The 17,202-nt window shown below is 46.1% G+C and carries 16 protein-coding genes; 14 read left to right on the top strand and 2 right to left on the bottom strand.

The features are described 5' to 3' along the window. Positions 1-63 precede the first annotated feature (63 nt). The 8 genes from dnaK to ASL11_RS03600 all read left to right on the top strand — a co-directional run bounded on the left by dnaK (position 64) and on the right by ASL11_RS03600 (position 8,802). Complete coding sequence (dnaK, locus tag ASL11_RS03630) at positions 64-1,902, top strand: molecular chaperone DnaK (protein WP_056609785.1); 1,839 nt, start codon at positions 64-66, stop codon at positions 1,900-1,902. Between the two features lie 125 nt (positions 1,903-2,027). After that, on the top strand, positions 2,028-3,161 hold the full coding sequence (dnaJ, locus tag ASL11_RS03625; RefSeq protein WP_420851923.1) for a molecular chaperone DnaJ: 1,134 nt from the start codon (positions 2,028-2,030) through the stop codon (positions 3,159-3,161). Positions 3,162-3,789: 628 nt separating this feature from the next. Then, positions 3,790-5,520, top strand: a complete 1,731-nt coding sequence (locus ASL11_RS03620) for an alkaline phosphatase (protein ID WP_056609781.1) — start codon at positions 3,790-3,792, stop codon at positions 5,518-5,520. 81 nt (positions 5,521-5,601) lie between these two features. Further along, on the top strand, positions 5,602-6,279 hold the full coding sequence (locus ASL11_RS03615; protein WP_056610140.1) for an ABC transporter ATP-binding protein: 678 nt from the start codon (positions 5,602-5,604) through the stop codon (positions 6,277-6,279). Then, complete coding sequence (locus tag ASL11_RS03610) at positions 6,276-7,478, top strand: ABC transporter permease (protein WP_056609779.1); 1,203 nt, start codon at positions 6,276-6,278, stop codon at positions 7,476-7,478. The genes ASL11_RS03615 and ASL11_RS03610 overlap by 4 nt, the downstream gene beginning before the upstream one ends. A 12-nt stretch (positions 7,479-7,490) precedes the next feature. Then, on the top strand, positions 7,491-8,282 hold the full coding sequence (locus ASL11_RS03605) for a hypothetical protein (RefSeq protein ID WP_056609777.1): 792 nt from the start codon (positions 7,491-7,493) through the stop codon (positions 8,280-8,282). Positions 8,283-8,377: 95 nt separating this feature from the next. After that, on the top strand, positions 8,378-8,527 hold the full coding sequence (locus ASL11_RS35585) for a YfhD family protein (RefSeq protein ID WP_082595230.1): 150 nt from the start codon (positions 8,378-8,380) through the stop codon (positions 8,525-8,527). Continuing rightward, a complete protein-coding gene (locus tag ASL11_RS03600; RefSeq protein ID WP_056609774.1) occupies positions 8,527-8,802 on the top strand; it encodes a hypothetical protein in 276 nt (91 codons plus the stop codon). Before ASL11_RS35585 ends, ASL11_RS03600 begins: the two co-directional genes overlap by 1 nt. Before the next feature lie 81 nt (positions 8,803-8,883). Here the strand turns inward: ASL11_RS03600 and ASL11_RS03595 are convergent, their stop codons facing one another. After that, the gene (locus ASL11_RS03595; RefSeq protein ID WP_056609772.1) at positions 8,884-9,690 is read right to left on the bottom strand and encodes a glycerophosphodiester phosphodiesterase; all 807 of its coding nucleotides are present in this window, start codon (positions 9,688-9,690) and stop codon (positions 8,884-8,886) included. Positions 9,691-9,898: 208 nt separating this feature from the next. Between ASL11_RS03595 and prmA the strand changes: the two genes are divergently transcribed. The 5 genes from prmA (at position 9,899) to deoC (ending at position 14,605) form a co-directional block, all read left to right on the top strand. Further along, complete coding sequence (prmA, locus tag ASL11_RS03590; RefSeq protein ID WP_056609770.1) at positions 9,899-10,873, top strand: 50S ribosomal protein L11 methyltransferase; 975 nt, start codon at positions 9,899-9,901, stop codon at positions 10,871-10,873. Between the two features lie 10 nt (positions 10,874-10,883). Next, positions 10,884-11,555, top strand: coding sequence for a site-2 protease family protein (locus ASL11_RS03585; protein ID WP_056609767.1), 672 nt, complete (start codon positions 10,884-10,886; stop codon positions 11,553-11,555). A 128-nt stretch (positions 11,556-11,683) separates the two neighbouring features. After that, positions 11,684-12,451 (top strand): 16S rRNA (uracil(1498)-N(3))-methyltransferase, encoded by a 768-nt coding sequence (locus ASL11_RS03580; RefSeq protein WP_056610136.1) that lies wholly within the window; start codon positions 11,684-11,686, stop codon positions 12,449-12,451. Between the two features lie 6 nt (positions 12,452-12,457). Beyond that, entirely contained in the window at positions 12,458-13,792 is a 1,335-nt protein-coding gene (gene mtaB / locus ASL11_RS03575; RefSeq protein ID WP_056609765.1) for a tRNA (N(6)-L-threonylcarbamoyladenosine(37)-C(2))-methylthiotransferase MtaB, read from the top strand. 132 nt (positions 13,793-13,924) lie between these two features. Next, complete coding sequence (gene deoC / locus ASL11_RS03570) at positions 13,925-14,605, top strand: deoxyribose-phosphate aldolase (RefSeq protein ID WP_056609763.1); 681 nt, start codon at positions 13,925-13,927, stop codon at positions 14,603-14,605. Here the strand turns inward: deoC and ASL11_RS03565 are convergent. Then, positions 14,568-15,599: a Na/Pi cotransporter family protein gene (locus ASL11_RS03565; protein ID WP_056609761.1), complete on the bottom strand. Its 1,032-nt coding sequence runs from the start codon at positions 15,597-15,599 to the stop codon at positions 14,568-14,570. The genes deoC and ASL11_RS03565 overlap by 38 nt on opposite strands. Positions 15,600-15,719: 120 nt before the next feature. Between ASL11_RS03565 and ASL11_RS03560 the strand changes: the two genes are divergently transcribed. Beyond that, positions 15,720-17,093, top strand: a complete 1,374-nt coding sequence (locus tag ASL11_RS03560) for a class I SAM-dependent rRNA methyltransferase (RefSeq protein ID WP_056609759.1) — start codon at positions 15,720-15,722, stop codon at positions 17,091-17,093. Positions 17,094-17,202: the final 109 nt, after the last annotated feature.

Here is a 17,202-nt window from a genome sequence, read left to right as displayed (position 1 = left end):
TTGATCTTATTCCATTCTAAAAAACTAATGACGTTCCTAGGGAACATAAGGAGGCATCTTTACATGAGTAAAGTAATTGGTATTGACTTAGGTACTACAAATTCTTGCGTTGCCGTTATGGAAGGCGGAGAAGCTGTTGTTATTCCAAATCCAGAAGGTAACCGCACAACGCCATCCGTTGTAGGTTTCAAGAAAGATGGCGAGCGTGTAGTTGGTGAAACTGCTAAACGTCAAGCGATCACAAACCCAGACAAAACAATCAGTTCCATCAAGCGTCACATTGGTACGAACCATAAAGAGCACATTGATGGCAAAGACTACACGCCACAAGAGATCTCTGCAATCATCTTGCAAAAGCTAAAAGCGGATGCAGAAGCTTACCTTGGTCAAACGGTTACGCAAGCGGTAATCACGGTTCCTGCTTACTTCAACGATAGCCAACGTCAAGCAACTAAAGATGCTGGTAAAATTGCTGGTCTTGAAGTACTTCGTATCGTCAATGAGCCAACTGCTGCAGCACTTGCATACGGTTTGGAAAAAACAGAAGATCAAACAATTCTTGTTTATGACCTTGGTGGCGGTACATTCGACGTATCCATCCTTGAGCTAGGCGATGGTTTCTTCGAAGTTAAAGCAACAAGCGGTGACAACAAATTGGGCGGAGATGACTTTGACCAAGTTGTTATGGATTACCTCGTTGCTGAATTCAAAAAAGAACAAGGCATTGACCTTTCCAAAGATAAAGCGGCAGTTCAACGTTTGAAAGATGCTGCTGAAAAAGCGAAAAAAGAACTTTCTGGTGTTTTGACTACGACGGTTTCCCTTCCGTTCATCACGGTAGCAGACGGCGTACCTCAGCATTTGGAGTTAAACTTGACGCGTGCGAAGTTCGAAGAGCTTTCCGCTGGTCTAGTTGAAAGAACATTAGGACCAACTCGTCAAGCACTTCAAGATTCTGGTTTGTCCACAAGCCAAATCGATAAAGTTGTTCTAGTTGGTGGATCCACTCGTATTCCTGCGGTTGTAGAAGCAATCAAGAAATTAATCGGTAAAGAGCCACACAAAGGTGTTAACCCGGATGAAGTTGTTGCCCTTGGCGCAGCTGTTCAAGCTGGTGTCTTGACTGGTGAGGTGAAAGACGTTGTTCTTCTTGACGTAACACCACTTTCCCTTGGTATCGAAACAGCAGGCGGCGTATTCACGAAAATGATCGACCGCAACACAACGATTCCTACTACGAAATCACAAGTGTACTCCACTTATGCAGATAACCAAACTAGCGTAGAAATTCACGTTCTTCAAGGTGAGCGCTCCATGGCTAGCGGTAACAAAACACTTGGCCGCTTCATGCTAGGTGACATTCCTCCAGCTCCACGCGGCGTTCCGCAAATCGAAGTAAGCTTCGATATCGATGCGAACGGTATCGTTAACGTGTCTGCTTTGGATAAAGGAACAGGCAAAAGCCAAAAAATCACGATCACTTCTTCCAGCGGCTTGAGCGATGCAGAAGTTGAACAAATGGTGAAAGATGCGGAAGCGCATGCTGAAGAAGATCGCGCACGTAAAGAGCTTGTAGAAGCTCGTAACGAAGCTGATCAATTGGTGTACTCCGTTGACAAAACGATCAAAGATCTTGGCGACAAAGTAGACCAAGGCGAGATCGACAAAGCGAATGCAGCGAAAGAGAAAGTTACAGCTGCTCTTGCTGGCAACGATCTTGAGACGATCAAAAAAGCAACAGAAGAATTGACTGAAGTCATTCAACAACTTTCTGTTAAATTATATGAGCAAGCTTCCCAAGATCAAGGCCCAGGTCCTGATGCTGGCGCAGGCGAAGCACCTAAAGGCAGAGAAAATGTTGTAGACGCGGACTACGAAGTGGTTGACGAACCTAAAAAATAAACATATTCTAACTAAATAGAAGTTTAAAGAAGTTTTTTAAACACTGTTTGTTACGCATGGAACGTTAGAGTCAAAGCCCACTGGAGTTTCTCCACGGCTTTGACTTTCCGTTTGTAGTCTTGAACATGGGAGTGGAACAAGTGAGTAAACGTGATTATTACGAGGTGTTAGGTCTCGGGAAGAATGCTTCACAGGAAGAGATCAAGAAGGCTTACCGTAAAATGGCACGTCAATATCACCCTGACGTGAATAAAGCGGCAGATGCAGAAGATAAGTTCAAAGAAGCGAAAGACGCCTATGACGTTCTGAGTGATGATCAGAAGAAAGCGCAATATGATCAGTTCGGTCACGTAGATCCGAATCAAGGATTTGGCGGCGGTCAAGACTTCAGCGGCGGCTTCGGGGATATTTTTGATATGTTCTTTGGCGGCGGTGGCGGTGGCAATCGTCGTAATCCGAATGCCCCACAACGCGGTAATGATTTGCAATACACGATGACAGTGGAATTCAAAGAAGCCATTTTCGGCAAAGAAATGGATATCAACATTCCGCGTACTGAAAATTGTGATACATGTCATGGTTCCGGTGCCAAAGCTGGAACAAAGCCAGAAACATGTGGCGGCTGTCATGGTAGCGGACAACAAGAAGTGGTTCAGAATACAGCATTTGGCCGTATTGTGAATCGCCGCGTATGTACGTCATGTAATGGTTCCGGTAAAATCATCAAAGAAAAATGCGGAACATGTCATGGCGCTGGTAAAGTGAAAAAGACTCGCACCATTCACATCAAGATTCCAGCTGGGGTAGATGATGGTGCTCAACTTCGCGTTTCTGGTGAAGGTGAAGGCGGAACACGTGGAGGCCCGTCAGGTGATCTTTATGTTGTGATTCGTGTGAAAAACCATGAGTTCTTCCAACGTGAAGGTAATGATGTGTACTGTGAAGTGCCATTGACTTTCATGCAGGCGGCGCTTGGTGATGAAATTGAAATCCCTACGCTAACTGAGAAAGTGAAGCTCAAGATTCCAGCAGGTACGCAAACCGATACGTACTTCCGTCTGAAAGGCAAAGGCGTTCCGCATCTTCGTGGATTCGGTCAAGGGGATCAACACGTGAAAGTCATCGTGATGACACCGACGAACTTGTCAGAAGATCAGAAGGATTTACTGCGTCAGTTCGGCAAGCAAAGCGGCGAGCATACGCATGAGCAAAGCCAGTCTATTTTTGAACGTATGAAAAGAGCCTTCTTAGGCGACTAGATGACTAAGGCACCTCGAGTGTGTGGATGACAGATTTAATCTGTGTATTCACACGTTTGAGGTGCTTTTTGCTTTGAAGTGAATTTCTATCCATTCAGTGGATGTATATCCAATGCAAACTTCTTCGCGATTTCTACCCGAACCCGAACCCCTCTTGACTAGAAACCAATCAGAAGACACGTAGCACCCAGCAGCAGCACCGCCTAACGGACATGGCAGACGCTATTTGTTTAAAATCAGGGGAATTGGAGCGCTAACGGACACAGAAGTCACTATTGGGGTGTAAATCAGCTTATATGTGGAAATTTTACCGAAATAGCTGCAATAGTGTCCGTTAGCCATAGAAAAGGTGATTTTTAAGCGAATTAGCGTTCGCTGTGTCCGTTAGGGGATGCAATCGATTATTGAGGAACCTGAGACATTGAAGACACTATTTTGTTTAAAATCATGATAGTTGAAACGCTAGTAGCCCCAGATGTCACCTAATGAAAGTTCATCTTCTCGCACCCATTGATCATCTCTTAACAAATCCTATCAAATTTACAATACCTTCATATGATTTTGACGTTCTCCGAATCTACGAGCCTTATGCTAGGAAGGTGAAATACTATTTTTGGAGGGAAGACATTTGAAAAAAGGGTTAAAGCAATTAATGGGTTCAGGAATGGCAGTTTCCTTATTAACTCTAAGTTTAGCAGGCACAGTATCCGCTGCAGATTCAGTAACACCATCAACAGCTCCGTCATCAGTTCCTTCTAAAAATTTGATCGTACTCATCGGCGATGGGATGGGGCCAGCTGAAGTGACAGCTGCTCGTTACTACGCGAAGAAATTCCTGGGTAAAGACCGTCTGGAATTGGATGGCGGCTATTATGTGGGGAAAGCGACTACATATTCACAATCAAGTCCTTACACAACAGAGTCAGGTGCGATTACGGATTCAGCTGCAGCGGCTACTGCTTTTTCAACAGGCAATAAAACATACAACAATGCGATCAGTGTATCCAATGGGGATGTAGCTAAGCCGTATGCTTCTGTTATTGAAGCAGCGATGAAGCAAGGCAAAGCAACTGGTTTAGTATCAACTGATAATATTACTGGGGCAACTCCTGCTGTATGGGCGTCACATGTTCGCCAACGCAGCAACCAGAATGCGATTGCTTCGCAATATTTGAACAGTGGTGTTGATGTTATCTTCGGCGGGGGGAAAGTTAACTTCACGACGAAAGAGGACAAAGGTAAGCGTACTGACAAAAATATCATTCCTGATTTTCAAGCAAAGGGCTACCAAACGGCTTTTGATAAAAAAGGCTTAGATGCTATCCCTGTAACCGCGGGCAAGGCGCTTGGACTTTTCGCAGATGCCGAAATTCCTTATGTACTTGACCGTACGGATACGGTGCCGTCGTTACCACAATTATCGCAAAAAGCACTTGATATTTTATCCCAAAATAAAAATGGCTTCGTCTTGTTAGTTGAGCAAGGTCGTATTGACCACGCGGGTCATGCGAACGATCTTCCTGCGAATATTCAAGAGATGCTAGAGTTGGATGCGACATTCAAAACGCTAGTGGATTTTGCTAAAAAAGATGGTAATACATCCGTTGTCGTATCAGCAGATCATGAAACAGGCGGTTTGTCTCTTGCAAGAGACAATGTATATGAATTGAATGTTGATTTGTTTAACAAACAGAAGCACTCGTATGAGTATATCGATGGCATCTTGAAAAAAGCTCAAACCGCAGATGATATCCGCAAAATCGTAGCAGACAACATTGGCTTCACGGATCTTTCTGATGAGGAAGTACAATTGATTCTGAACGGTGACGGCTCATCCTACGGTCGTGGTGGCGGTTATAATGCAGTCGTGTCGAAGCGTCTTGCTGTAGGCTGGACAGGACATGGTCATACAGGGGTTGATGTTGGTGTTTGGGCTTATGGTCCGATAGCTGATCTTGTCAAAGGTGATGTAGATAACACGGATATTGCTAAAAGCGGTGCGAAAGTGATTGGCGCTGATTTAGCAGCTGCAACGAAAGAGCTTCAAGATAAATATCTGTACCCGATGTTCAAAGTAACACGTGACTCCAAAACTTTGTTTACGGCAAGATCATTAGCAGAATCCCTCGGAATTCAAGTAGCATGGGATGAAGCGACGGGTACAGTTACTTTTACAAAGGATAGTCAAAAGGTTTCCGTTCTAGTCTCATCTGGTGCGATCACAGTAAATGGTACTGCAAGCGCATGGGTTGGTAATGTGGATAACGGCAAGTTGTATTTGCCACTAGAAGCTTTTAATCAACTGACTGGAAAAACGTACACATGGGATTCCTTTAATGAGCGTATTGTGAAAAATTAAACAGTGGAGCAGACGGACATGGGGAGCTCCTTCCCTGTGTCCTCTTTTCTTTTGGAGTCGAATGGAAGCGAGGGCCTACAGATGATTAGTCTACAAGGAATATCGAAATCTTTCGAACTGCATGGTCAAAGATTATCTATTTTACAGGTGACCCATTGGCATATTCAAAAAGGTGAAAGAATTGCACTGATGGGAGCAAGTGGCTGTGGAAAAAGCACGCTTTTACATCTGCTTAGCGGGGTCATAACAGCTGATCAGGGAGAGGTTTGGGTGGCTGGACGCCCCGTTCATCTCCTCACCGAAAGTAAACGAGATCGCTTCCGCGCGGAGAATATCGGTTATATTTTTCAGGATTTTCATCTGATAGCTTCGTTAACTGTTAGGCAAAATATTGAACTAATCATTCCGCGCACTGGGACGAAGCAGGAAAGAAAGAAAAAGCTCGACGATTGGTTGGAGCGTGTGGGCTTGCAGGATCGGGGGCATCATCTACCTTCTCAATTATCTCGGGGTCAACAGCAAAGAGCCGCCATCGTTCGGGCATTAATCACCAAGCCTCCCTTGCTATTAGCGGATGAACCTACGGGAAGTTTGGACTGGGACACAGCGAGTGAAATGATGACGTTGCTGCTTGATATTTGCAGAGATGAGGAATTGACTTTACTGACAGTCACACATGATCGGCATATTGCAGACATGTTCCCCAAACGTGTGTATATGCATGAGCTGAACGAACTACTTAGGAGTGTTTCCGTATGAAAGTAATTTCCTTACTTTGGAGTCACATCTGGCATCGCAAAACTTTGTCACTCTTGACCATAAGCTCTGTGGCAATTACAGCAGCACTTGTTGTATTTCTACTGTTATGCAGCCAAGGTGTGGAGCAAGGTGCTGAAAAAGGCTATGGCCCCTTCGAAGTCACGATTGGCGCGAAAGGCAGCGCTTCTCAGCTTGCACTTAATACCTACTACCATATTGGTGCGCCGACGGGCAATGTTCCGATTACGGTTTTAGAAGATGTTCGCAAAAATGAATTCGTCGAGTCCGCCTATGCCATGACCACGGGGGATAATTATAATGGTTTTCCGATTGTCGGCATGGAACCCGGTTATTTCTTAACTCGTTATGGTGCAGCGAAACAAATGGCGCAAGGTAAGTTGTACGGTGCGCTAGGAGAAACCATTGTTGGTTCCTATGTGGCTAGCTCTTTGGGTCTTCATGTAGGAGACACTTTCGCAGGTGCACATGGGCTTATACAAGGTTTGGAGGAAGAAGATGGAGAGGAAGAAGAGCATAATCATGCATTCACCTATACGGTGGTGGGGATATTGCCACCATTCCATACATCGGATGATCGAGCTGTTTTCACTACATTGGACTATGCGTGGGCTGTTCACGAAAGTCAGCCAAATTCGGCTAAAGAGATTACTGCGATTGTCGTTAAACCGAAATCACTGCTAGGAGCCCAGTCAATCAAAACGGTATTCGCACAATACAACAATGTGCAGGCTGTCTATACAAGCAAGGCGATTGCCGATGTTGTAAATGTTGTAGATCAAGGGACACAAGCGGTGAAGTTCGTGACGATGATATGCATTCTGTTAGCGGCGGGATCTATTCTACTGTCTCTGACTGCTGCGGTACATGAACGCAAGAGAGACGTCGCACTGTTACGACTCATCGGGAAATCAAAGTATTTCATCTGGCTTTCGCTTATTGGTGAGGGTGTTGTTTTAACATTGATCGGCTTAACACTTGGGCTTGCTGCTGGACATATCGGAGGATATGTGAGCGGTGATGCCGTCTTTGCAAATACAGGACTACAAATACAGGCGGGAGCTTTCGTGCCAGGGGAATCCTTACTAGTTGTAGTTACCTTGTTGATCGCGATTGTCGCGTCCATAGGCCCAGCAATTCAAGCTTATCGTGTGGATCCATTGCAATTATTCCGTTCTTGAGGTGACATGAGGATGAAAAATAAACATAGAATCACTGGGCTAAGCTTGTTTGCCTTGTTCGTTATCCTTTCGGGTTGTGGTCAAAAGCAGACAGAGCTCAGAGGGCAATCCTTCGGAAGTATCGTGTCGAATGTGGAGTCTGTTGCATCTCCGATACCGAACAGTAGTGTCTCCTCTAAGGAGACACCTACCGCAGGGCCTACAGAAATGCCTGGCGCAACACCTGCTGCAACTCCCATTGTAACCCCCATAGTGACTCCAAGCCCAAGCGCTGCTGTTCAAAGTGTGACTGCATCTGCATCCTCCAATGCTGCCCCTTCCATAGTTCCAACGCCTTCCCCACGGGCTCAGATAGAAAGTGGTAATTCGAGCACTGGAGTGGTAACATCTAAGCCTCCAGAGCCTATCACAGCGTTACCAGCGAAACAACAGCAATTGTCAAACGAACTGAAATGGGATGAGTTTTTCGATTCAGATAAACAAGATACACCATCTAATAAGTTTTGGGATTTGAATGGAAAAACCGTACAGATCAAAGGCTTTATGGGAGAGGTGTTATCCTTTGATAAACATTGGTTTCTACTGATTCCTAAGCCTGGTGCCGAGTGTCCATTTGATAATGGCGATGAAACATACTGGAATAAGATCATGATTGTATACGTGCCTGATTCAATGAAACTCAGGTATACCTCCGGCCCTTTGCAACTCACAGGAAGGCTTGATGTTGGCATTAAGCTTGATGAGTCGGGTTACAAAACGATGTTTCGCCTATATGATGCTTCTTTTGAGAAAATAAAAGAATAAACGTGATCTGGCTTTTGCATAAAACGATGCCCGTTCGCAAATGATATATGGGGCTATCATGAAAGAAATTAGGAATATATTGGAGGCATGACAACATGAATCAGAAAAACAACAATCAAGGACAAAGCAATCTACCCGTTGCTAAGCAAGAGGATGTAGAATTTTCAGCGGAAGTAGCGGATAAAGACGATTTCGAAGCTGCTGAGCGCGCACAAGCGGCGGATGATCGTCAGGAAGATCAGTAATGGCGGAAAGAGGGATTCTTGCCTATTTTCATTCTCCCGAACAAGCGGAAGGTGTTGCTTCTAAATTGAAGGCCTTGCGCGCTGTAGATGTGCAGGTTGACCGCTTCACAAATGATATCGGCAGTGGATTTGAGACGTCGATGGCAGACAGTATGATTAGTCAAGATCATGAGATCGATGCGGTAGGACTTGATATTGTATTGGCAGCAGTCATTGATGAGCAGTGTTATGAACAGGCAATCCGTGTGATTGAAACAGCGGGGGGCTCGGTTTAAACAAGAAGCACCTGTTCCATTGGACCTCAAGTTTCGGGGCCGACGGGACAGGTGCTTTTTAACTGTGGAGATAGTGGAAAATTATTCAACGCTCATCAATTTGACGAGCTTATCCGGATTATTCGTAATAATGCTAGTCACACCAAGTGCCAACATGCGTCGCATCATCCGTGTATCATTAACAGTCCAAACATAAACTTCTTTATGGCGATTCTCGGCGAGTCTCATGAAAGATTCATTCACAAGAGGGTAGGCCGCAGAAATGACTTCATAATCAGAACTTTTCATTAGTTCATCGAGATTTTCTGTGTTTTGACCAACGATGAGGCCAGTCTTTATGGAGGCGTTAAGTGATTTTACTTTATGCAAAAGATCCGCATCGAAAGAGGTCACCGTACATTCTTTAACAAAATTATGCGATTGGATGATGTCCACTGTTTTTTGTGCAAGCTCCACTACATGGCCATTATTTTTCAACTCGATATTCAGCTTCATATGACCTTTGACGAGAGAAATAACTTCATCCAGCGTAGGGACATGCTCATCTTTGTAATCCTTATGATACCAATTTCCTGCACTTGCTTGTTTGAGTTCAGTTGAGGTGACATCCCACATGTTTTTGTTGATACCGGTTGTCCTATACACACTATTGTCATGCATGAGCATGACGACACCATCAGCGGTTTCTTGCACATCTAACTCTGCGTACCCTGCGTGATCAGTAATGGCTTGTTGAAATGCAGCTAGTGTATTCTCAGGTGTATTTCCTGAACTTCCGCGATGTGCAGTAACTTGACTATAATTATCAGCCATCATGGTTTTGGTAGTCAGTGGTGCGATGAGTGCCATTGCAAGGAAAATGGGAAGAACCATGAGTGTTTTGCGCATAAGATGTCTCCGTTCTTACGATACATAATGATGATGACAAATTCAATGTAACACCTAAGTGTTAGAACTGTGTTAAGAAAATAAAAAAGCGCTTACATGAATGACTTCATTTTACCCCAGAAGCGAAGTGTAGTACAATACTCTTTGTGAAAATAGACCTATTAGGTTCATTTTACATAGGGAATAACCGACAGGAGGAGCAATACCGATGCTTTGGCAAGAATTAACTGTACATACGACAGAAGAAGCGATTGAAATGATAACCAACTTTGTTCATGAATTGGGAGCCGGAGGTGTTTCCATTGAAGAATCCGGTACCTTAAATAAAGAGAGAGATACGTCGTTTGGCCAATTATACGAAACGCCATTTAACGATATCCCGGAAGGTAGAGCAGTCATCAAAGGTTACTTCTATCACGGCACTGACATGGAGCCTATTCTGGCTAATTTGAAGGCTTCTGTGGAACAATTGGCGGATTTTGATATTGATACGGGGAACCCGACGTTTGAGGTTGTTGAAGTCGATGATGAAGACTGGGCGCATGCATGGAAAACATATTTCAAACCAATTCGTGTATCCGATCGCTTGACTATTAAACCTACTTGGGAAGAATATACGGCTTCACCAGGCGAATTGATCTTGGAGCTCGATCCAGGTATGGCGTTCGGGACAGGCACGCATGCAACAACTTCACTTTGTTTGAAAACGTTGGAGAAAGTTCTTCAGCCTGGTGATGATGTGATTGATGTAGGAACGGGCTCAGGTATTCTTTCCATTGCAGCGGCTAAGCTTGGTGCGAAGCATGTACTTGCTGTGGATCTGGATCCCGTTGCGGTTACTAGTGCGTTGGATAATACGAAGCAAAACCAACTCGAAGATCAAATCACTGTGAAACTTAGTGATCTTCTTGGCGTAATTAAAGAAAGCGAGTCCGAAGGGGATGCGGGATTAGGTGTTTCCATTCCTGTTCAGCTCGTTGTTGCGAATATTTTGGCTGAGGTCATTGTCATGTTCGTTGATGATGTGTACGAGGTGTTGCAACAAGGCGGTTATTACATAACTTCAGGGATTATTACGAACAAAGAAGCGGATGTAGAAAAAGCACTGGTTGCAGCTAAATTCACGATCGTAGAGAAAAACTATGATTCGAATTGGGTTGTGATCGTAGCTAGAAAGCTGTAGGTGTTGGCTCATGGGAGGCTTATTATTTTACGAATGGAATACATTGCCGTTTGTGATTTTGGCTTTAGTTATTTCATTTACATTACACGAATGGGCGCATGCATATAGCGCCTATAAATTAGGAGATTCTACGGCTTATCAGTTCGGTCGCGTTTCCTTGAACCCAATGGTCCATCTGGACCTCTTCGGGACAATTATGCTGCTGATTGCCGGATTTGGCTGGGCAAAGCCTGTACCGGTCAACCGTGGCAACTTTAAACGCCCTCGGTTATACGGGATTATTGTTACTGCAGCTGGGCCGCTTAGTAACTTGCTTTTGGCATTTATCACGATTGTTATTGCCGTATTATTTCAGAAATACGGCTGGCTCGAGGGGATGTCCAAGGGAAGTGGAGATGCAATTATTCAGTTCCTCAATAAAATGCTGCAAATTAATATCACACTGTTTTTATTTAATTTAATTCCAATTCCTCCGCTAGATGGGTACCGAATTATTCAAGATTTGGTTGATTTCAAATATACTGAAGCTGTTCAGAAGTTTGAACAATGGGCATCAGTTATTTTCCTTCTAATCGTGTTTATTGGACCTTTGCGTAGGGTTACACTGGATCCGTATTTGAGTTTGGGAAATGATATAGTTAACTACTTCTTTAAAATTATTACAACCATCTTAGGCATGTAATCCTAACCAGATAGTTCCATATGGATTTTCGGGATCAAACGAGGTATGATGGTGTGTGGAAGTTCTACTTGCAAGAAACAAACGGTTCAAATGAAGTTCACATGAACGAAGATAGAGAGGCTTTGACTATGCAACGTTATTTTCTCCCGCCTGAGCAGTTCCATGCTGCTACACAAACGGTCACCATTGAGGGTGACGACGCGCATCATCTTGGTCGCGTCATGCGAGCAGAAATAGGAGATAAAGTGATCTGCAGTAATGGTGTGGATCGTGAGGTTCTCGTTCGGATCACTCACCTGGATAAGGGAGCTGTTACAGCGGAGATCGTGGAAGAGCTTACGATGGATGCGGAAGCGTCAGTTGACGTATGGATTGCACAGAGCTTACCCAAAGGCGATAAGATGGAGCTTATTATTCAAAAAGGGACTGAGATCGGGGCAGCCCGGTTTCTTCCTTTTTTATCGGAACGAACCATTGTACAGTACGATGCGAAGAAAGAAGCTAAGCGCACGGAGCGCTGGCAGAAAATCGCGAAGGAAGCGGCAGAGCAAGCCCATCGCAACCGTGTACCACAGATTGAATCCGTCTACTCGTGGAAGCAACTGCTGCAGCGGGCGAAGGAAGCGGATGTCGCTTGGATTTGTTATGAGAAAGAAGATGGTCAACAACTGAAACCTGCGATTCAGTCCGCGATAGCAGCAGGGCAAATCGAACCAGGTAAGCAAGTGTTGATTGCGGTAGGCCCCGAGGGTGGATTCACAGAGCAAGAAATTAAGCAAGCTGAAGAAGCTGGCTTTCGCTCGGTTTCGCTGGGGAATCGTATTTTACGGACGGAGACGGCCGCGATGGTCGGCCTTACGTGTCTGTTCTATGAAACCGGAGAAATGGGAGGATAAGCGAAAATGGCAACGGTAGCGTTTCATACACTAGGATGTAAAGTAAACTTTTATGATACAGAAGCAATTTGGCAGCTTTTCAAAAATGAGGGCTATGAGCAAGTTGATTTCGAAAATACAGCGGATGTCTATGTGATTAACACATGTACGGTTACGAATACAGGGGATAAGAAAAGTCGTCAAATGATTCGTCGTGCGATTCGTCGTAATCCAGAAGCAATTGTAGCTGTAACTGGTTGTTACGCACAAACATCACCGGCTGAAATTATGGCGATTCCAGGCGTAGACATGGTGATCGGGACGCAGGATCGTGAGAAAATCATTCCGCTCGTGAAGCAATTTGAGTCGGATCGTCAACCGATTAACGCCGTTCGCAACATCATGAAAACCCGTACTTTCGAAGAATTGGATGTGCCTGATTTTGCTGATCGCACAAGGGCTTTTCTGAAAATTCAAGAAGGCTGCAACAACTTCTGTACCTTCTGTATTATCCCGTGGTCACGTGGACTCATGCGTAGCCGGGAACCGCAAAGCGTAATAGCACAAGCGGAGCAACTGGTTGCAGCAGGCTATCAAGAAATCGTACTCACAGGTATTCATACTGGGGGCTATGGCGAAGATATTGAAGACTACAGCTTGGCGAAGCTTTTGAAGGATTTGGATAAAGTGGAAGGCTTGAAGCGCATTCGGATCTCTTCCATTGAAGCTAGTCAAATTACGGATGAAGTGATTGATGTTCTGAAATCTTCGGACAAAATGTGCCGTCATCTGCATATCCCGTTACAAGCGGGCGATGATCAGGTGCTTGCGCGGATGCGTCGGAAATATACAACTGCTGAGTTCGCTCGTAAAATTGAGCGACTGCACGAAATTATGCCGGATGTGGCGATCACGACGGATGTAATCGTTGGTTTCCCAGGTGAGACAGAAGAGATGTTCCGTGATGGCTACAAGTTTATGGAGCAAATGAAGTTCTCTGAAATGCACGTTTTCCCTTATTCCAAGCGGACAGGTACGCCTGCTGCCCGGATGGAGGATCAAGTGGATGAAGAAATCAAAAATGCGCGTGTTCACGAACTTATTGATCTATCTGAGAAAATGCAATTGGCGTATGCGCAGAAATTTGTTGGGCAAGTCCTGGAAGTCATTCCGGAACGTACCTACAAAGGCGCTCCAGATAGCGGATTGTACAGTGGTTATTCTGACAACTATGTGCAGTTAGTCTTTGAAGGCTCGGAAGAGATGATCGGTCAAGTATGCCGTGTGAAGGTTACGGAAGCCGGTGTCAATGAAAGCAAGGGACAACTCGTACGCATTCTTGAAGGCGTAGTGAATTTGTAAGTGAAGTTGTAAGGCAATTCCCCACCTCTACGCGTGGTCGTTCCTTTAGAATGACTGCGATAGAGGTTTTCTCGATTACACCGGAGCTTACAGTAATGGATGAAATGACTAAATTAGATGAGGTGCTTCATAATGACATTGAACGCGAAAGAAATTGCTAGTTATATTGACCATACGTTATTGAAAGCAGATGCGAGCACAGCGGCGATTCACAAATTGTGTGAGGAAGCTGCGCAGCATCAATTTTTCAGTGTGTGTGTGAATTCGCAGTTTGTAGCAACTGCTGCCAAAGCTCTGGAAGGGACTGGAGTTAAGGTTGCAGCTGTAGTTGGTTTCCCACTTGGCGCTAGTTTGAGTGAAGTTAAAGCATTCGAAGCGGCTAAAGCTGTTGAAAATGGGGCAGCAGAAATCGATACCGTATTGCCGATAGGATTGCTTTTGGAAGGACAATTGGATGCGGTTCGTTCTGATATTAAGCAAGTCGTGGATGCGGTAAAAGGAAAAGCTATCGTCAAAGTGATCATGGAAACGGGTTTCCTAAATGATGAGCAGAAAGCAACAGCCTGTCGTCTTTCGGAAGAAGCTGGTGCTCATTTTGTGAAAACATCGACTGGTTTTGGACCTGGTGGAGCTACGGTAGAAGATGTTCGCTTGATGCGTCAAAATGTGTCCAACACAATTGGCGTTAAAGCATCTGGCGGCGTGCGCGACGTAGAGACGGCGATTGCGATGATTGAAGCGGGAGCAACTAGACTAGGGACTAGCTCTGGTGTAGCTATTGTGAACGGAACTCAAGGCGCTTCCACATACTAAGATAGCAGAGAGGCAACGCGATTAAGGAACCTACGATGTTGAAAATGGTTTGGGACCTTGCGATTTGCGATGCTGCATCATTAGCTAATAGAGCGGAAAGACTGACGAGCCAGTGGATGAATGGATAAAAAAGGATTGCCCCTCCCACATTCAGCAGCACATGTGACCAGGCGACATAACGCCCGGCGCGCGAGCTGCTCATGCCAGCGATCACTGCGGTGACACAGGTGCCAACGTTGGCACCAATGGTAATGGCAACGCCGAGCTCAACGGGGATCGCCCCTGTGGCGGCGAGGCTCATCGCCATTGCAATGACGGCTGCGCTGCTATGCACGAGCGCGGTCACCGCTGCGCCTGCGAGGATGCCCCAGAGCAGGCTCGTTTGCGCCTGGTGCACGAACCAGGCGAACAGACCGCGGGACTGCAGGGCAGGCCCGATGGTTTGCATGATCTTGATGCCGAGCAGCACGAGAGAGAAGCCAGCCGCCGCGAGCGAGCCGTAGCGGACGCTGCGCAGCCATTGGCGACCGCCGTCATGCACGGCGGTCTGCGGTAGTGCCGCGCCTGCGTGCGCGGCGTTGGAGCGGGGCTCGCTTGCCTGAGGCAGCGGCCCGGCCAGCCAACTCGCCAGCCACACGCTGGCGCTGGCGATCAAGATCGGCACGCCGATACCACCTAAGCTGAGCCCGATCAGCTCAGTGGTGAGGCACGTGCCGATATTGGTTCCGAGAATCACGCCAAGTGTTCTCGGGAAGGACAGGACGCCAGCGCCGACGAGGCCGATGGCGATGACTGTGATGGCGGTGCTGCTCTGCAGCGCCGCGGTGAGCACAGTGCCGGTGATAAGGCCGCGCACCGGTGTTCGGGTAAACCGCTCCAGCCATAGCTGGAGGCGGGGGCCTGCCCAGGTCTGAAGCGAGGTTTCCATTAGCTTCATCCCGAGCAGAAATAAGATAAAGCCTGTTGCAACAGGCAGTATAATAGCATGAATCATGAGAGGGATCTCCTTTCCGTGAGTGTACGACGTTTTCAACCAATATATGTGACCGTAAAGACAAGCATGACAAGCCAGATGGTATAGGTGAACGGTTTCACGCAAAGGACGGCTAAAATAATGGCAGCAGTATTTTTACATAAGAAACGCAAACCTCGCTTGGAGCAAGGACATCCGTGGGTGTATAAGAGTGAAATTGAGCGTACGGATGGGGACATTGTGCCTGGACAGCTTGTATCCGTTCAAAATCACCTAGGCAAATATCTAGCAACGGGCTATTATAACGAAGCTTCACAGCTTACGGTACGTATTGTATCGTATAACCCGATTGAGACGATGACGAAGGCGTTTTTCGTCGAAAGATTCACACGGTGCTTCCTACATCGTCAGCGCTTTGTGAAAGGAGCGCAGTCTTATCGTCTCGTATATGGAGAAGCTGATTTTCTGCCAGATCTTATTGTTGATAAATTCGAGAACACATTGGTTGTTCAGCTTTTGACTTTGGGGATGGATCTCTGCCGAGACAACATCGTCGACGCACTGGTACAAGTTATGAAGCCAGTAGGGATCTATGAGCGAAGTGACGTTTCCATCCGTGAACTGGAAGGTCTGAAGCAGACAAAGGGACTTCTGTATGGAGATTGTGCGAAGCATGTTGATATTTTAGAAAATGGCCTTCGCATTCGCGTTGATATTGAGGAAGGGCAGAAGACGGGTTACTTCTTCGACCAACGTGAGAATCGTGCGGCGATCGCACCGTTGATGACTGGCTGGGGGCATCGCAGTGGCATCAATTTGACGGAAGTTGAAGAAAATGGTGTAACGCAAATGCTCCCTGTGAACGCGAATGGCAAAGTAGTGACGTTTCCACTGTGGGACGGCGCTTCTGTGCTGGAGTGCTTCTCACATACGGGAAGCTTCACGCTTAACGCGTGTCAATTCGGAGCCAAAAAAGTAACTTGCCTCGATATCTCTGAGCATGCGATTGAAAGTGCACGCACGAACGTTGCGTTGAATGGCTTTGAGGATCGCGTCGAATTCGTTGTCGCGGATGCCTTTGAGTACTTGCGTACGCAAGTGAAAGGTTTGGATGAGCGCAAGCTTCGCGCTGTGGCTGGTGCAGCAGGTCAAGCTAAGATAGACACTTCTAAGCCTGTGGGCACTGGTGGACGTACGTGGGACGTCGTCATTCTCGATCCTCCTGCCTTCGCTAAGACCAAAAGTGCTGTGGAAGGAGCTTGCCGCGGCTATAAGGACATCAATTTGCATGGCATGAAGCTTGTGAATGAAGGGGGCTATCTCGTCACAGCAAGCTGTTCCTACCATATGCATCCTGAGCTATTCCTTGAAACGATTCATGCAGCAGCAACAGATGCAGGCAAGCTGCTACGCTTAATTGAGTTCCGTGGGGCAGGCATGGATCACCCGCGTATTCTAGGCGTAGATGAAGGACATTATTTGAAGTTTGCGATTTTTGAAGTGCGCAGCAAATAAACAGATTTAAGTGAGCGAAGCCGGTTAATCTGGCTTTGCTTTTTTTTGTTGAGTTTGATGGTGTTGGTGTTGGTACTGGTGGGAGGGGGCTGGCACCCAATAGTCCGAT

The organism is Paenibacillus sp. Soil750, from assembly GCF_001428045.1.
In the GTDB taxonomy this organism is placed as follows: Bacteria; Bacillota; Bacilli; order Paenibacillales; family NBRC-103111; genus Paenibacillus_E; species Paenibacillus_E allorhizoplanae.
The sequence above is the reverse complement of the archived record's forward strand: the minus strand, read 5'-3'. Positions and strand labels throughout refer to the sequence as shown.

What these genes read in the sequence shown, in the direction of transcription:
- ASL11_RS03605 (WP_056609777.1), top strand. Translation starts at nt 7,491, where the DNA reads ATGAAAAATAAACATAGAATCACTGGGCTAAGCTTGTTTGCCTTGTTC.
- dnaK (WP_056609785.1), top strand. Translation starts at nt 64, where the DNA reads ATGAGTAAAGTAATTGGTATTGACTTAGGTACTACAAATTCTTGCGTT.
- ASL11_RS03560 (WP_056609759.1), top strand. Translation starts at nt 15,720, where the DNA reads ATGGCAGCAGTATTTTTACATAAGAAACGCAAACCTCGCTTGGAGCAA.
- ASL11_RS03600 (WP_056609774.1), top strand. Translation starts at nt 8,527, where the DNA reads ATGGCGGAAAGAGGGATTCTTGCCTATTTTCATTCTCCCGAACAAGCG.
- ASL11_RS35585 (WP_082595230.1), top strand. Translation starts at nt 8,378, where the DNA reads ATGAATCAGAAAAACAACAATCAAGGACAAAGCAATCTACCCGTTGCT.
- deoC (WP_056609763.1), top strand. Translation starts at nt 13,925, where the DNA reads ATGACATTGAACGCGAAAGAAATTGCTAGTTATATTGACCATACGTTA.
- prmA (WP_056609770.1), top strand. Translation starts at nt 9,899, where the DNA reads ATGCTTTGGCAAGAATTAACTGTACATACGACAGAAGAAGCGATTGAA.
- ASL11_RS03585 (WP_056609767.1), top strand. Translation starts at nt 10,884, where the DNA reads ATGGGAGGCTTATTATTTTACGAATGGAATACATTGCCGTTTGTGATT.
- ASL11_RS03580 (WP_056610136.1), top strand. Translation starts at nt 11,684, where the DNA reads ATGCAACGTTATTTTCTCCCGCCTGAGCAGTTCCATGCTGCTACACAA.
- mtaB (WP_056609765.1), top strand. Translation starts at nt 12,458, where the DNA reads ATGGCAACGGTAGCGTTTCATACACTAGGATGTAAAGTAAACTTTTAT.
- dnaJ (WP_420851923.1), top strand. Translation starts at nt 2,028, where the DNA reads ATGGGAGTGGAACAAGTGAGTAAACGTGATTATTACGAGGTGTTAGGT.
- ASL11_RS03615 (WP_056610140.1), top strand. Translation starts at nt 5,602, where the DNA reads ATGATTAGTCTACAAGGAATATCGAAATCTTTCGAACTGCATGGTCAA.
- ASL11_RS03565 (WP_056609761.1), bottom strand. Translation starts at nt 15,599, where the DNA reads ATGATTCATGCTATTATACTGCCTGTTGCAACAGGCTTTATCTTATTT.
- ASL11_RS03595 (WP_056609772.1), bottom strand. Translation starts at nt 9,690, where the DNA reads ATGCGCAAAACACTCATGGTTCTTCCCATTTTCCTTGCAATGGCACTC.
- ASL11_RS03610 (WP_056609779.1), top strand. Translation starts at nt 6,276, where the DNA reads ATGAAAGTAATTTCCTTACTTTGGAGTCACATCTGGCATCGCAAAACT.